Annotated in this window: 12 protein-coding genes; 6 read left to right on the top strand and 6 right to left on the bottom strand. The window is 70.5% G+C overall.

Annotated features, from left to right (window positions below; translation table 11 throughout):
• Positions 1 to 728 precede the first annotated feature (728 nt).
• The 3 genes from B0I29_RS43635 to B0I29_RS47255 form a co-directional block, all read right to left on the bottom strand.
• Positions 729 to 1361, bottom strand: coding sequence for a DivIVA domain-containing protein (locus tag B0I29_RS43635; protein ID WP_111655075.1), 633 nt, complete (start codon positions 1359 to 1361; stop codon positions 729 to 731).
• Between the two features lie 101 nt (positions 1362 to 1462).
• A complete protein-coding gene (locus tag B0I29_RS43630) occupies positions 1463 to 1993 on the bottom strand; it encodes a GNAT family N-acetyltransferase (protein ID WP_245973200.1) in 531 nt (176 codons plus the stop codon).
• A gap of 565 nt (positions 1994 to 2558) precedes the next feature.
• Positions 2559 to 3488: an Acg family FMN-binding oxidoreductase gene (locus tag B0I29_RS47255; protein ID WP_111655074.1), complete on the bottom strand. Its 930-nt coding sequence runs from the start codon at positions 3486 to 3488 to the stop codon at positions 2559 to 2561.
• A 233-nt stretch (positions 3489 to 3721) separates the two neighbouring features.
• Between B0I29_RS47255 and B0I29_RS43615 the strand changes: the two genes are divergently transcribed.
• From B0I29_RS43615 to B0I29_RS43605, 3 genes are read left to right on the top strand one after another with little or no spacing between them, the layout of a single operon-like run.
• Positions 3722 to 3910, top strand: a complete 189-nt coding sequence (locus B0I29_RS43615) for a hypothetical protein (RefSeq protein ID WP_146617099.1) — start codon at positions 3722 to 3724, stop codon at positions 3908 to 3910.
• Between the two features lie 38 nt (positions 3911 to 3948).
• Positions 3949 to 5463 carry a GGDEF domain-containing protein gene (locus B0I29_RS43610; RefSeq protein ID WP_111655072.1) on the top strand — a complete coding sequence of 505 codons (1515 nt, stop codon included), beginning with the start codon at positions 3949 to 3951 and terminating at the stop codon, positions 5461 to 5463.
• Between the two features lie 47 nt (positions 5464 to 5510).
• The gene (locus tag B0I29_RS43605; RefSeq protein WP_111655071.1) at positions 5511 to 6266 is read left to right on the top strand and encodes an NPP1 family protein; all 756 of its coding nucleotides are present in this window, start codon (positions 5511 to 5513) and stop codon (positions 6264 to 6266) included.
• Here B0I29_RS43605 and B0I29_RS43600 read toward each other — a convergent pair whose 3' ends face one another.
• Both B0I29_RS43600 and B0I29_RS43595 read right to left on the bottom strand, forming a co-directional pair.
• Positions 6267 to 7517, bottom strand: a complete 1251-nt coding sequence (locus tag B0I29_RS43600) for a GAF domain-containing SpoIIE family protein phosphatase (protein ID WP_111655070.1) — start codon at positions 7515 to 7517, stop codon at positions 6267 to 6269.
• Entirely contained in the window at positions 7492 to 8235 is a 744-nt protein-coding gene (locus B0I29_RS43595) for an HAD family hydrolase (protein WP_111655069.1), read from the bottom strand. Before B0I29_RS43595 ends, B0I29_RS43600 begins: the two co-directional genes overlap by 26 nt.
• 89 nt (positions 8236 to 8324) lie before the next feature.
• Here B0I29_RS43595 and B0I29_RS43590 point away from each other — a divergent pair, with 89 nt between their 5' ends.
• The 3 genes from B0I29_RS43590 (at position 8325) to B0I29_RS43580 (ending at position 14601) form a co-directional block, all read left to right on the top strand.
• The gene (locus tag B0I29_RS43590; protein WP_245973199.1) at positions 8325 to 10529 is read left to right on the top strand and encodes a putative bifunctional diguanylate cyclase/phosphodiesterase; all 2205 of its coding nucleotides are present in this window, start codon (positions 8325 to 8327) and stop codon (positions 10527 to 10529) included.
• A 126-nt stretch (positions 10530 to 10655) separates the two neighbouring features.
• On the top strand, positions 10656 to 14312 hold the full coding sequence (locus B0I29_RS43585; protein ID WP_111655068.1) for a SpoIIE family protein phosphatase: 3657 nt from the start codon (positions 10656 to 10658) through the stop codon (positions 14310 to 14312).
• Positions 14313 to 14406: 94 nt separating this feature from the next.
• Positions 14407 to 14601, top strand: a complete 195-nt coding sequence (locus B0I29_RS43580; protein WP_111655067.1) for a hypothetical protein — start codon at positions 14407 to 14409, stop codon at positions 14599 to 14601.
• A gap of 319 nt (positions 14602 to 14920) precedes the next feature.
• Here the strand turns inward: B0I29_RS43580 and B0I29_RS43575 are convergent, their stop codons facing one another.
• Positions 14921 to 15544 (bottom strand): response regulator, encoded by a 624-nt coding sequence (locus B0I29_RS43575; RefSeq protein ID WP_221402989.1) that lies wholly within the window; start codon positions 15542 to 15544, stop codon positions 14921 to 14923.
• Positions 15545 to 15555 lie beyond the last annotated feature (11 nt).

The raw sequence follows: 15555 nt of genomic DNA, 5'->3' as shown, positions 1-15555 counted from the left end.
AAGCCGACAGATCGGCTCGAAGACCCGAAGTCAGTAGCTCAGTGGGTCAGACCCCGGGCGGGAGGTGCTCACCACCAATCCTCTCTGTAGCTCAGACATGTCATGGAGCTGCGATGACGTATCTGAGCTACGGCTCGTGCCCCGCAGCCGTCGTCCGGGCACCTTATGAGGGCATGATGACGTATCTGAGCTACGGCTCGGCTTGCCCAGCGGCCAGCTCCGACCAGCGGCTCGGCTTCGGCAACGGCTCGGCTCGGACAGCGGCTCAGCTCCACCCGCGGCTCAGCTCGACCAGCGGCTCGGCTCGGACAGGCGCCGGCTCGGGCAACGGTCGGGTCCGGTTTCCGCCCGGCGAGGGCCGAAAATCGACACGCCGCGAGCGCGCCTCCGGCGGTACGTGTCGACTTCGGGCGCGTAGCGAACCTCAAGTCGACACAGACAAGCGACGTGCGGTCAGCGTGTCGAGTTTGGGAGCGTAGCTAACCCTAAATCGACACGCCCGCCTTGATCCGCGCGATGTTGGGCCGGCGTTCCCATCCGGCTGTGGTCCGGGGACCAAGATCGCGACGGAAGGCCACGGGCGGGGACGGCTTCGGGGGGGCAGAGGGGGACGCAGACAGGACGCGGACGCGCACGGGACGCGGACGCAACGCGCACGCAGATGGAACGCGCACGCGGACGCAACGCAGACGCACACCCCGGCTGGGAGGTGCCCCCGCTGGGGTGGGCTACGCGCCTATCAGGTCTTGGAGGCGTTGGGTCATCTCGTTGTTGATGGCTTCGCGGCGGCTGCGGGCCTCCTCGCGCAGGGCCTCGATGCGATCCAGAGCCGCCGCACGCTTAGCCGGAAGTGCCATCACGCGTTCGGCGTGGCGGTGGCGGGCGTCCGCGGCGATCGTCGACGCGCGCAGTTCGGCGTCGCTGACCAAAAGCCCCGCCTCGGTGCCGGCCTTGTGCAGTACCTCGTCGCACTCCTTGCGGGCCTCGGCCAAGAACTCGCCCGCGGTGCGTTCGGCCAGCTCGATCACCTGCGGGTTGGCCGATGTCTCCGGCCAGGCCGCAGACGCGGCGGCACCCGTCCGGCCGAGGGAAGCGCGGGCCTGTTCGAGTTCGGCCTGGACGGCGCGGGCGCGTTCCTCCGCCTCGGCGCAGCGGTCTTCGAGCTTGCGCAGATGGCCGCGGAGGTCGTCGTGCTGAAGCTGTTCGCTGAGCGCCTGGTTCTCCGCCGCGAGGCGTCGCATCTCGGCCGCCACGTCCTTGAGGAACGCGTCGACCTCACCCTCGTGATAGCCGCGCCCACCAGGCGCCGGCTGCCGGAACACCGCCCGGTCGACATCGTTCGGAGCCAGAGATGACGTCATGAGCTCGCTCTCTGTGCAGGGTCCGTGCACGTTCCCACAGCGCGAGGTTCCCTACGCGCCACGACGACGTGTCAGAAGTAGACGTGAACGCTCTTTCAATGTCAACACCGCGTATCACGAAGGGCTCCTGACAGTGACGTCGTCCAGGTCTGGCCGGTGACCGGGTACGCGAAACCCGGGTGCGGCTCCTCCGACCGCAGCGTGAAGCCCTCCGCCTCGTAGATGCGCCGGGCCGACACGCACTCGTCGACCGTCCACAGCGTCACCTGGTGATATCCGGCCGCGCGGGCGAAGCTCAGGCACTCGCGCACCAGCGTGCCGCCGAGGCCGTGGCCGCGGGCCGCTTCGGTGACCAGCAGGACGCGCAGCCTGGCCACGCCCGGGTCCGCGGTGGCGACCAGCATGACGCAGCCGGCGCGCACACCGTCGGCCTCGGCGATCCAGGCCGCCTCCCGCGCCGGGTCGCGCTTCGCAGCGGGGTCAGCAAAACCGGCGACGATCTGGGCGACCAGGGCCTCGAACGACGTGTTCCAGCCGAACTCGCGCTGGTAGACCTCGCCGTGCGCCATCACCATCCAGCCCAGGTCACCCGCTTGATCGGCCCTGCGCACCGTGACCATCACAACCTCCACTGAAACGACTGTTTCAGTCGACGATAGAGTACCGCCATGACCGCACGGCAGGACGAGCTTCTCGAGGCCGCTTATCGGTACGCCCTGGACAACGGCCTCGCCGACCTGTCACTGCGCCCGTTGTCGGCGGCGATCGGGTCCAGTCCGCGGGTGCTGCTGTTCCTCTTCGGCAGCAAGGACGGCCTGGTCCGGGCCCTGCTCACCCGAGCACGAGCGGACGAGCTCAAGCTCCTGGACAACACCGGCCACGCCCTGGACCTGCCGGACGCGGTCGAGCGGATCTGGGCCTGGCTCGCCGCCCCGGAACACCGGCCGCTCTTGAGGCTCTGGGCCGAGGCTTACACCCGGTCGCTCGTCGAACCGGACGGTGCGTGGGCGGGGTTTGCCCGGGCCACTGTCGACGACTGGCTCGATGTCCTGACAACCTGCCAGCCACCGGCCGAACGGGAGACCGCCGACGGGATCGCCAGCCGGACCCTCGCGCTGAGCGTCCTGCGTGGCGCCCTGCTCGACCTGCTGGCCACCGGCGACGAACCCCGCACAACGGCAGCGATCAGACAGCACCTCAGATCAGCACCTCACTCAGTGGCCTCCGCGGGGACCGCCCGGCCACCCGCCCATAGCCGACCCGGATCACCATCTGCGCTTTCCGCCGCGTCAGCTGAACCCGGACCGACGGCACCTCGACCGGCTGACTGATCGGCGTAGCCGCCAAACCCAGCAACGTCGCGGTCAGCAGCACCCGCTGCAATGCCTGCCCGGCCCGCAACCAGTCCAGCGGCGTGTCCTCCTGCGTCGACAGAACCAGCACTGTCGGATGCGGCTCGAACGGCACCCGCGCTCCCGGTGACGCCACGAAATCACGCACCGGCATCACTTCCAGGGCATCCCACGGGCCCGCCGCCCACTCCGGGACACCGTCGTGACGCGCGTTGCGGCCGGTCCACCGGGCGATCTCCTCCGCGTAGTGCGGCCTCTCCCGCAGCCAGCCGTCCGCCGCACGCGCCAGCCCCAGGATCGCGTCCCGGCCGGCCGGGTCGGCGACGTTCAGGAACGCGCCCTCCTGCCGAGCGGCCGCCCGCAACCGAGCGAGAGCATCGGCCGGCACCGCCACCTGCGCGAACGGCCATCGATTGGTGTGCCGGTGCGGAATCGCGGCGGCCAGCGCCTCGGTCACCGCATCAGCATGCCGGGGAAAACCCGCGATGACCCGAGCACAGACGGGCGGCGGCAGGAGCTCCGTGCGTACCGAATAACCGGCGCGCGCCAGCGCGATGCGCAAGGTGAAAACGGCCGCGCCCACGCTGATGAGATGTTCGCGGCCGTCCGGATCGATCACCGGGAGGCGCCTCGCGGCGTCCGCGACCACCTCGATCGCGGGCGGGTCGACGCGGAACAGCCAGGGCTGGCTGTTGTGCAGCGACGGCGCCGTCGTCGCCGCGCGCACGCATTCGATCAGAACCCCGCGCGACGGTGGGACGAAGCTGGTGTCCATCTCTCCACGAAACCGCGCCGGGCCCGTGATCGGCAGGGCCGGAAGTCACATGCAACCTCGACGATGGAGATTTCCGTGTGGTCGGGACCGTCGTTGGGAACTCTTTCTGCACTGGCGCCGGGTCTCCGCAACAGACAACCCCGATGCGTACGCACAACGCGTACTGACCAATGCCTGGATCGACGAGCGCCGCCGTCCCTGGCAACGCGAAATCCCAGCCGACGTGGATCTACATGCCGGACGTTCCGGGCGAGAAACGGACACCGGACGGGCATCCGGCCATCTGGGACGAGGGCACGGATGCCTTCGCCGGGCGCTCCGGCATCGCCCGTGACGGCAAGGACGGCAAGGGCTGGGTCTTCTACGGCGCCGACGTGTTGCTGCCCGGCGGCAACGGCGTCGCCGGCGAGTTGGCCGGCTGACCCCTTCAGCCGGACCTCGGCGTGCCGATGGGGAGGCCGTGAGGAACCGGCTGCTGACGCGTCTGGGCGTCATCGGCGTCGCGGGCCTCCTGCTGCAACTCGTCCTGCCGCATCTGTCCGAGGCTGCCGGTCTCGTGGTGGCCTGTCTGCCGATCGCGGCTGCCGGCTGGTACGCGGCGGCCGGGTTCTGGCGGCAGGCACGCGTGTACCGGGGCCGGCAGCGAGCCGGCGTGCTCTTCGGCGCGGCGTCGGGCGTGCTGCTCGGCGGCTCGTACTCGCTCTACACCGTTGACGGCCTGGCCGGTGGCCGCCAGTGGCTGGAAACCGCGGCGGACCTCGCCAGCATCTCGGCGGCGGTCGTCGCGGTGCCGGCGATCCTGGTGGCGGTACCGCCGTTCAGAAGCTGGCTGGCCCGCGGCACGTACCTGATCGACGTCGCCACCGTCGCCGGGGCGATCTTCGCGACGGCCTGGCAGTTCGCGCTCGCCCCGGTCGCCGAGCAGCTGGAGCCCGGTGAACGGGTCCAGTTCGCGGTGACCGTGGTCGCCGAGATCCTCGCCGCCTCGATCGCCCTGATGGTGATGTCCCGGGCCGACTCCCGCCGCTATCGAGCCATGCGGGTACTCGCCGCCGGCATGGGCATGTTCACCCTCGCCGCGCTGATCAGCATGCACAACCAGACGCAAGGCCTGCCCTGGTACGCGTCCGGCCTCGGCGCCGTCTACCTGATCGCCGGACTGATCATCGCGCTGGCCAGCCGCAGCACTCTGGAAGCGGACGAGGGCACCGGGGCACACCGCCAGTTCGACGCGGTGTGGAGCACCCTGCCGCACCTCCCGGTGATCATCGCGCTCGCGTCGGTGGCGGTGCCGTACGTGGCCACCGGGACACTGAGCCCGGTGCTGGTCGGCACGCTGCTGGGCACGTCCGCGCTGGCCGTGGTCCGGCAGATCCTCAACTCGCTCGTCGTCCGGCAGCTCTTCATCGACCTGGAGGAGCAGCGGCACCGGCTCGACCACCTGGCACACCACGACAACCTGACCGGGCTGCCCAACCGGGCTGCCTTCCACACCCGCGGCGCCGCCATGCTGGCGCAGGCCGCACCCGGCACGGTCACCGCGGTGCTGCTGCTCGACCTGGACGGGTTCAAGCAGGTCAACGACACCCTCGGGCACGCCGCCGGCGACGCCCTGCTGACCGGGGCCGGCGACCGGATCACGCGAGCGCTGCGGGCCGGCGACATCGCGGCTCGCCTCGGTGGCGACGAGTTCGCGGTGGTCGTACCCCAGGTCCTTGATCTCGGCGACGCGGTCGCCGTGGGTGAGCGGATCCTGCGGGAGTTCGCGCTCCCGATGATCATCGCGGGCGAGCAGATGTGTGTCCGCGGCAGCGTCGGCGTCACCGTGACCAGCGAACCGGGACGCACTCTCGACCAGCTCGTGCACGAGGCGGACACCGCACTCTACGAGGCGAAGGCCGCCGGCAAGGGCCAGGTGCGCGGCTATCGGATCCCCAGCCGCGCGGGGGGCTCGATTTCGTCGCCAACAGTTTGATGATCGTCTATTGATTGTTGGTCCTGGATCGAACAGGATTCTGACTCATGGTTCGCCGCACGGCGTTCGTCGCCGCCACCGCCCTCGCCCTGGTCGTCGCCACGGCCGTCCCCGCCCTCGCCGCTCCCCCGGCCGAGCTCCCCGGCAATGCCGAAGCCATCGAGACGAAATGGCAGCCGGCGTACGACTACGACACCGACGGCTGTTACCCCACGCCGGCCATCGGGTCCAGCGGCACGGTGAACGGCGGCCTCAAGCCGGCCGGCTCGCTCAGCGGCGACTGCCACGACACGGCCGACCTGGACAACACCAACGGGTACTCGCGGTACAAGTGCAACAACGGCTGGTGCGGTATCGCGTACGGACTCTACTTCGAGAAGGACCAGGCGCTCGCGAACAGTTCGATCGGCGGCCACCGCCACGACTGGGAGCACGTGGTCGTCTGGGTGCAGAACGACGTGGCGAAATACGTGGCCACGTCGGCGCACGGCGACTTCAGCATCTCCGCCGCGAGCAGCGCCGTCTGGACCGGGAACCACCCGAAGATCGTCTATCACAAGGACGGGGCCAGCACGCACACGTTCCGGCTGGCGAACTCGGGTGACGAGCCGGCCGAGAACGCGTACCACGCCTGGCAGTACCCGTCGCTGGTCGGCTGGAACGGTTTCCCGTCCACGGCGATCCGCACGACGCTGAGCAACTACGACTTCGGCAGCGCGAACTTCGGCCTGAAGGACGCCAACTTCGTGGCCCTGCTGACCGAGGCCAAGCCCGCCGGAATCACCTTCAACCCGGCGGCCTGATCAGACGTGCAGCACCAGGATGGCCGTGTCGTCGCTGGCATGGCCTCCGGTGAACGTCGTGACGGCCTCGTCGATCGCCTCGGCGAGTTTCTCGGCGGAGCCACCGGCTGTGCCGGCGATGACCTCGCGCAGCCGCTCCGGGCCGAACAGCTCACGATCGCCGGCCCGGCGCGCCTCGGTGACACCGTCGGTGAACATCACCAGGCTGTCGCCGCGGCGCAGCACCGTGCGCTGATCGTGCAGGGTGGGCTCCGACCGCCAGCCGAGGACCAGGCCGTGCCGGCCCAGCGACTGGATGCGGCCGTCGGCCCGGCGGATCAGCGCCGGGTCGTGGCCGCCGCAGCTGACCCGGACGCTGATCCCGTCCGGATGCGTGCGCAGCGTGGCGTGGATAGCGGTGAGGAACCGCGGGTCATCGGTGTACCAGCCGAGCAGCGCCGCGTTGAGCGTCAGGAGGTTGGCGCTGGGGGTCGTGCACCGGGCGGCGGCGGCCCGCAGTGTGTACCGGGCCAGCGCGGTCACCTTCGCGGCCTGCGGGCCTTTGCCCGCGACGTCGCCGACGACTACCGCCCAGGCGTCGCGTACCGAAGGAAAGACGTCGTAGAAGTCGCCGTAGACGTCGGCGGTGCCGGCGGTGGCGCGACGGTAACGGACGGCCACCTCCACACCGGGGATCTCCGGCAGCATCGGCGGGAGCAGGCTCTGCTGCAGGGTGTCGGCCAGCTGTTCGGCGCGGGCGGCAGCGGCCCGGGCCTCGTCGGCGGCCTCCCGCAGGGCGATCTCCCCCGCTGCGGCCTGCGCGAGGGTCTTCAGGACCTCGATGTCGTGCGGCGTCCAGGACCGGGTCACCGTGTCGACGGCGCAGAACGTGCCGAGCACGTGCCCGTCCGGCGAGCGGACCGGGAAACCGGCCCAGGCCGCGACGCCCATCGAGTCGTTCGACGGGTTGTCCGCGGTCAGCGGGTCGGCCCTGGTGTCCGGCACGATCAGTTCGGCGCCGGAGTTCACCACGTACTGGCAGAACGACTCCTGGACGGTGTTCTGCCGTTCCGGGCCGTCCACGCCGATGCAGCTCTTCCAGAACGATCGGGTGTCGTCGACGATCGTGACGAACGCGTACGGAGTGCCCAGCAGCGTCGCGGCGAGCCGGGTCAGCCGATCGAACGCCTCTTCCGAACCGGTGTCGAGCAGGCCGGTACGCCGTACCGCAGCCAGCCGTCCGGAATCAAGAATCTGCACGGTGAGGGTCATCGAACGGAATCCGGCATGCAGCCATTGTGCCGTCGTGGGAGCGTTTGTCGACAACCGGCGAGCCAGTGATCCGGGCGACCACGTCGACCACCTCGGGGAAGGCGTCGATCGCGGCCGTCACGAACTGCGGATCAAAATCGGACAACCGGCGCACCCCGCTCTGCAGGCACGCGATGAACGGGATCCCCGCGCCGCCGGCCGCCAGCGCGTCGCCCGGCGAGTCACCCACGTAGACGCACTGCGCCGGCGTCAATCCGGTCTGACCGAGCAGTTCGTCGAACGCCCGCGGGTCCGGTTTGCCGAAACGCGTGTTGCCCCGGTGATAGACCGCGCTGATCCGGGACGCGAGCACGTGATCGGGCGCGACCATGTGCCGTACCTCGATCTCGGTACGCGACGTGAGCAGCATCAACGCGTACCCACGGGAAAGAAGCTCGTCGAGCGCCCGCAGGTTCACGGCCGGGATGACGTCGAGCAGCCCGTCGTCCACGTGCCGGCTCATCGCGGCCTGGAACAGGGGTCCGAACTCGTCGAGATCCAGGCCCGGTGAGCGGTGCGGCATCGCCTCCACCAGTGGCGCGCCCCACGTCGCGAGATGCAGCGACCGCGGCATGGGCGCACGGCCCATCTCGGCCAGAACCTCGTTCTCCAGCGTGAACGAGGCCTCCTCGGTCATGCACAGCGTGTCGTCCACGTCGATGACCACGGCTCGAATCATGATCCCAACTGTAGGACGATCCTCATTTCGGCCACGTCCCCGCCGATTTCGACGTTCGACGAGTATTTCGGGCGCGGAGGGAGGTGGTCGTGGTCGCCTGGTTCCTTCCGATCGCTGTCGTGATGGCCGTGGCCGAGACCCTCCTGATCGTGCTGGGCATCCGCGCCGGTTTCCCGAACCTGCTGGTCTGGGTGCCCGCCGTGGTCGGCCCGGCGATGGCGGCCGCCGCCTTCCTGCATGCCGCGAAGGCGACCGAGGGCGCCCTGCACACGTTCTGGCGACGGGTCGGCGTGGCGATGAGCTTCGTCCTCGTGGCCTCGGTCAGCCAGACCGTCGACGTCGCCACGATCCCGTTCGACGGGATGCCGCCGATCGGCTCCCGCACGTTGAGCCTCTACGTGATCGGCACGATCCTGGCGATCTCGGCGCTGCTGCGGCTGCCGGGCGGCGGGCGCAGCTGGCGGCAGCTCACCACGGCCGTGCTGGACGTCGCCGTGGTGGCGGTGACCGCCGGGATCGCGGCGTCGCAGTACGTCGGCTGGTTCATGGACCGCTTCGGCGTCAGCACGTCGGCCTGGTGGCTGAACATCGCGATGATGGCGATCGCGGTGGCCGGCGTCGTGGTCGTCGTGAAGATCATGGCGGCGAGGGAAAGCCCGGTGCCCCGGTCCGCCCTGTGGTGGCTGGCGCCGATCGGGCTGGCCGGGCCGCTCTCCACGGTCCTGATGACGCTGCTGAAACAGTGGCCGCACCTCAACGGCAGCGCCGCGGTGCTGCCGTTCGTCGGCCTGTTCGGGGCGATGGCCGCCCATTTCGGTCTCAAGAAGCCGCCGCAGCAGCGCCGGAAACCTCTCGCGATCTACCGGCGCAGCACCGCCGTCCCGCTCGTCGCCACCGGCCTGACCAGTGTGCTGGTCGCCATCGTGGTCCTGCGTACCGGACATCTGAGCACGGTCCAGGTGGCCGGCACCGCTCTGCTGTTGCTGCTGGTGGTGGCCCGGCAGGCGATGGCGCTCTCGGAGAACTCCACGCTGCTGGACTCGGTCGCCCACCACGCCATGCACGACGAGCTGACCGGCCTGTACAGCCGCCGGTACTTCACCGCCGCCGCGGCCGCCGTCACCGAGCCGCACACGGTGGTGCTGATCGACCTGAAGGACTTCCGGTCGATCAACGACGGCCTGGGGCCGGAGGTGGGTGACGCGCTGCTGATCGCTTTCGGCCAGCGGCTGGAAAGCATGGCCGGCGAACGAGCCGGCGCCGACGCCATTGTGGCTCGCCTCGGTGGGGACGAGTTCGGCGTGCTCCTGCCCGGGTACCCCGAATTCCTCATCGGGGACGGCTCGTTCGAGGCCGCCGGCCACGAGGTCGTCGTCGACCTGTCGATCGGGATCGCCGACGGCACCGACGATCTGTTCCGCCGGGCCGAGCTGGCGCTGCGCGAGGCCACGCTGAACCCCGGCCAGCAGCTGGTCCGGTACGACGCGTCGCTGGAGCGCCGCCTCACCCAGCGCGCGACCATCGCCGCCGACCTGCGCCGAGCGCTCACCGCCGGCGATTTCCACCTGCTGTACCAGCCGATCGTCGAGCTGCCCGACGGCCGGATGACCGGGGTCGAGTCGTTGATCCGCTGGTCCCGGCCGGACGGCACGATCGTCTCCCCCGCCGACTTCATCCCGGTCGCCGAGGACACCGGGCTGATCGTCGAGCTCGGCGCCTGGATCATCGACGAGGTCTGCGCGCAGGCGGCCGCCTGGCGACGCCGGCACGGGCCGGACGCCCTGCGTTCCATCGCGGTCAACGTCTCGGCACGTCAGCTGCTCGACCCGGGCCTCATGGACGTGGTGGCGTCGGCGCTCGCCCGGCACGGCGTACCGGCGGCGCAGCTGACCGTGGAGATCACCGAGACGGCGGTGTTCGGCGGTGGCCGCGCCCTGGCGACGGTCACCGCGTTGTCGCAGCTGGGCGTCAGCATCGCCCTGGACGACTTCGGCACCGGGCACTCGTCGCTCGGTCTGCTGCGTACCTGCCCGGTCGACATCATCAAAGTCGACAAGTCGTTCGTCGACGGCCTCAACGGCACACCGCAGCAGGAAGCCATCGCGATCGCGCTGACCGGCATCGCGGACTCGATGGGCCTGCGTACGGTGGCTGAGGGTGTGGAAACGGTCGAGCAGGCCCAGCGGCTCTTCGAGCTGGGATACCGCTTCGTGCAGGGCTTCCACTTCGCGCGCCCGCTGCCGCCGGCCGGGATCGACGCGATGCTGGAGCAAGCGCACAAGCTCGCGGCCTGACCCGTTGAAAAAGCCGCTGACGTGGCAGCACACGACCCTGGCGAGGCACTATCGCCGGGTGGTGTGCAAGAGTCCATCGGCTGGGTAATGGGCGGGGATGGGGTTGGCGCGGAATTGAGTGCGGGAATGACGCCGGCTGAGGACCTCTTCGGGGCCGCGAGCGAAACCGGCCGGTTGATGGCGCGCCTCGACTGGACCGGGACACGTCTCGGCGCGATCGAGACCTGGCCGCAGAGTCTCAAGGCGGCGGTCCGCATCGTGCTCTCGTCGCGGTACCCGATGCTGCTGCTCTGGGGGCCGGACTTCACCCAGCTCTACAACGACGCGTACTCCGGCCTGATCGGCGACAAACATCCGGCCGCGCTCGGCCTCGACGTCCGGGAGACCCTGGCTGAGGGCTGGGACGTGCTGCGGCCGCTGATCGACGAGGCGATGGCCACCGGCGTCGCCAGCTGGGTGCCGGCCCTGCAGCTGCTGCTCGACCGGTCCGGGTACCGCGAGGAGGCGTACTTCAGCGTCTCGCACGCACCGGCCCGCGACGACGACGGCGTCACAGTCGGCGTCCTGACCGTGTGCAGCGAGGTCACCGATCAGGTCGTCGGGGAGCGCCGGCTGCGGCTGCTGCGCGACCTCGCCCTGCCCGACGGCGACGGTCCGGCCGGTGTCGAGCGGACCTGCGCCCGGCTCGCCGAGGTGCTCGCCCAGCATCCGCTCGACGTCCCGTTCGCCGCGATCTACCTGCGGGACGGCAATGTCCTGCGCCGGCACGCCCTGTCCGGCACCGACGAGACCGCCCTGCCGCGACACCTCGTGCTCGACGCCGCCGAGGACGATCCGTGGGGGCTGCGTGCCGCCACCGGCGGCGACACCGCCGAGATCAACGACGTTCCGCTCACCCTCACCGGCGGTCCCTGGGGCGATTTGGTACGCGCGGCGGTCACCCACCCGCTGCCCGGAGGCGCCCTGGTCACCGGGGTCAGCCCGAGCCGCGCCCTGGACGAGACGTACCGCTCGTTCCTGCAGCTCCTGGCACAGCAGGTGACGGCGGCGATCAGCACCGCTCAGGCGTACCAACAGGAGCGTGATCGGGCAGCGGCGCTGGCCGAGCTGGACCGGGTGAAAACGGATTTCTTCACGAATGTGAGCCACGAGTTCCGTACCCCACTGACCTTGATGCTGGGTCCTCTCGGCGATGCTCTCGCGGACCGCGCCGAGCCGCTCGGCCCGGCGCAGCGCACCCGCGTCGACACGGCGTGGCGCAACTCCACCCGGCTGCTCTCGCTGGTCAACGAGCTGCTGACGTTCGCCGGCATCGAGTCCGGTGAGCCCGGCGCCAGCCCGCACGTGGTGGATCTGGCGCGGTACACGTCTGAGCTGGCCGGCGTCTTCCGGTCGGCGATCGAACGCACCGGGCTGCGCCTGGTCGTCGACTGTCCCCCGCTGCCCGCGCCGGTCGCGGTCGACCCGGGCCACTGGGAGCGGATCGTCACGAACCTGCTGTCGAACGCGCTGAAGTTCACGTTCGTCGGCGAGATCCGGGTGCGCCTGGAGTCCGACGGCTCGGCGATTCGGCTATCAGTTTCGGACACCGGCATCGGGATCGACGCCAGCGAGCTGCCCCGGCTCTTCGACCGATTCCATCGGGTACGGGGTGCGCGCTCCCGCAGTCACGAAGGCACCGGGATCGGGCTGGCGCTGGTCCGCGAGCTGTCCCGGCTGGCGGGCGGCGACGTCGAGGTGGTCAGCACGCCGGGCGACGGCACGACGTTCACGGTGACGATGCCGGTGTCCTCCGCAGCGACCGTTTCGCCTGGTTTTTCCGGTGTTCAGTCCGAGGATGGCGCTCCGGAGCCGCTCGACGCCGCGCGGGCTGCCGCGACCGAGACGGCCGGCTGGATCGACGAGACGTTGCCGGATTCCGGGACCGGCGCCATCCGGATCCTGGTCGCCGACGACAACGGCGACATGCGCGCCTACCTGTCCCGGCTGCTCACCGCCGAGGGCTGGCAGGTGCAGACCGCCGCCGACGGCGAGGCCGCCCTCCAGGCGATCGGCCGGAACCGGCCGCATCTGCTGGTCACCGACGTGATGATGCCGCGCCTCGACGGATTCGCCCTGGTCCGCAAGCTGCGCGGCGACCCGGCCACCCGCAGCCTGCCGGTCGTGATGCTCTCCGCCCGCGCCGGCCAGGAGTCGGGCGTCGAAGGCCTCGCGGCCGGCGCCGACGACTACGTGGTCAAGCCGTTCCACGCCCGCGAGCTGATCGCCCGGATCCGCAACATCCTCGAACTCGCCAGCCTGCGCGCCGCGCACACCGAACAGCTGACCGCCCTCGCGGACACCGCCGCGGTGATCGCTTCCGGTCGCGCGCTGGAAGAGGCGTTCCAGACCGCCACCGACCAGGCGCGTGCCCTGCTGAACGGCGTCTCCGCGGTCACCGTCCTGGACGCCGGCGGCAACCGGCCGGTGCTGCGATTCACCGCCGGCGCCCCACTCGACCTCGCGCTCGATCTCGTCGAAGCCGAGATCAAAGGCCACGACGGTACGCGGATCGGCAGCATCGCCGTCCGCATCGACCCCGAGTCGCCGCCCACCGAGCAGTCCCGCACCATCCTCACACCACTGGCCGACATGCTGGCCTCGCTGGCGCAGAGCAGCTGGCAGCTGGAGCACGAGCGGCAGATGACGGTCACCCTGCAGCAGGCGGTGCTGCCGGAAAGTGTGCCGGAGCGGGACGGCTGGGACCTGCACACGGCGTACCGCCCGGCGTCCGGCCGGGTCGGCGGCGACTGGTACGACGTCGCCGAGACCGCCGACGGCAGCCTCGTGGTGAGCATCGGTGACGTGGCCGGGCACGGACTCGGCGCGGCCGTCACGACCGGGCAGATCCGTAATGCCGTCCGGGCGTACCTGGTGGAGGACCCGGCGCCGGCGCACGTGATCGCCCGGGTGGCCGCGCTGGTCGGCCGGCTGCACACCCCGTTCTTCGCGACCCTGCTGATAATCAGGTTCGACCCGCGCACCGGCCGTTTCGAGTGGTGCAGCGCCGGCCACCCGATGCCGGTGCACTCGGCGCCCGGCGTACCGGCCCGGCTGCTGCCCGGCCGGGTCGGGCCGCCGCTGGGGCTGACCCGGGCGTCGTACCGGCAGAACACCGACACCCTGGAGCCGGGCGGCCAGCTGCTGCTCTACACCGACGGCCTGGTCGAGGACTTCCCGAAACCGATCGACGAGGGCCTGGAACGTCTGCGTACCCGCTGCGACCGGGAGTTCTTCGCCGGACGCCCGGTCACCGCGCTGGTCGACGCGGTCCTGGCCGACATCCCGCAGCCCCAGCACGACGACGTCGCGGTCGTCGCGATCCGCCGCCACCCGGCCGCCGCTCCGGCGGCCAGCCTGCCTGAGATCGACACCACCTGGTCGTACCCGCTCGGCCCGGCCGCCGCCGCCTCCGCCCGCCGCGACCTGCAGACCGCGATGCGTGGCGACGCGGTGGACCCGGACCTGCTCTACGACCTCCAGGTGGCCGCCACCGAAGCCATCAACAACGCGGTCGAACACGCCCAGCGCCCGAGCCGCCCCGAGGTCCGCCTGCGCCTGCGGGTGACCGGCGAACTGGTACGCATCGAAGTCCAGGACTTCGGCGGCTGGCGAGCCCGTCCCCCGGCCCGGGACCGGGGCCGGGGCGCCATCCTGATGAACGCCTACGGCGACGTACGCGTAACCGCCACCTCCACCGGAACCCTGGTAACCATCGAACGCCGCTGGACCTCCACACACTGAAGCACCGGCGCCGAGCGTCTATGCCCAGCGATAGAGAGGCGTGTCCGCCCACGGCCAGATCCGCCGATGCCGTCGCGCCGGAAGACTTCTTCCCATGTTGAAGCCCTGGATCGCCTACATCCTGATCCCGCTCCCGGTGCACGTGGCGCTGACCCTGATGGCCCGCTCGGCCCAGTTCGCCGACAGCCCGCTCCAGCACTTCTGGGTCCGCGTAGCCATAGCCGCCACTATCACCGCGATCACCACAACGGTCTTCTCCCGCCACACCGCCGAGCCCTCGAACGGCTGAGCGTGTCGATTTCAGGTCCAATCCGCACCCAAAATCGACACGCGGACCCGAAGCCGCTCGCCCGTGTCGAATTGAGGCGCGCTCCGCACCCAAACTCGACACGCAGCGCGTGCCACAGCACGCGGAAGACTCGCGCAGGGGCGGTGAACGCACACAAAACGCGTGCGCGTGCGCTGACCGCCCCGCCGGCAGACCTTGGCAACCTGCGGCTGAAATCTGGGCCGAAGTTGCCAGGATCGCCGTGGGGCGAGTCAATGCGCGCGAGCCAGCAACACCATGCAAGCAGGGCGCGCCAGCGAAGACGGCCAGAAAGGGCCGGTCAGCGAGGGCGGACCAGGCCCAGGTCATACGCGACGATCGTGGCCTGGACCCGGTCTCGGACGCCTAGTTTGGACAGCAGGGCGTTCACGTGGGTCTTCACCGTTCCGGTGCCGATGCCGAGCTGCTCGGCGATCTCGGCGTTCGAACGGCCCTGGGCGATCGTCACCAGCACGTCCTTCTCGCGGGGCGTCAACGCGTCCAGGCGTGGGTCCGGCGCCGCTGCCTCAGCGATCGCCCCCGCTGCGAACGCGTCGATCAGCCGCCGCGTCACCGCCGGGCTCAGCATTGCCTCGCCGGAGGCCACCGTTCGGATCGCCGCTACCAATTCAGCCGGCTCGGCGTCCTTGAGCAGGAACCCCGATGCCCCGGCCCGCAACGCCTGGAACACATAGGCGTCCTGGTGGAACGTGGTCAGCACCAAAACCCGGGGCGGCTGCGGGCCCGCCGTCAGCCGGGCCGTCGCGGTGATGCCGTCGACGCCCGGCATCCGTACGTCCATCAGCACCACGTCCGGCGTCAGCGCGGCGGCCAGGTCGACACCGGCCGCGCCGTCGCCGGCCTCACCCACCACCTCGAAATCGGGCTGCGAGCCGACGATGGCGCAGAGACCGGCACGGACCATCAGCTGGTCGT

Origin of the sequence: Actinoplanes lutulentus (assembly GCF_003259845.1) — a bacterium.
Classification (GTDB): domain Bacteria; phylum Actinomycetota; class Actinomycetes; order Mycobacteriales; family Micromonosporaceae; genus Actinoplanes; species Actinoplanes lutulentus.
This window is presented reverse-complemented; position numbering and strand designations above follow the sequence as displayed.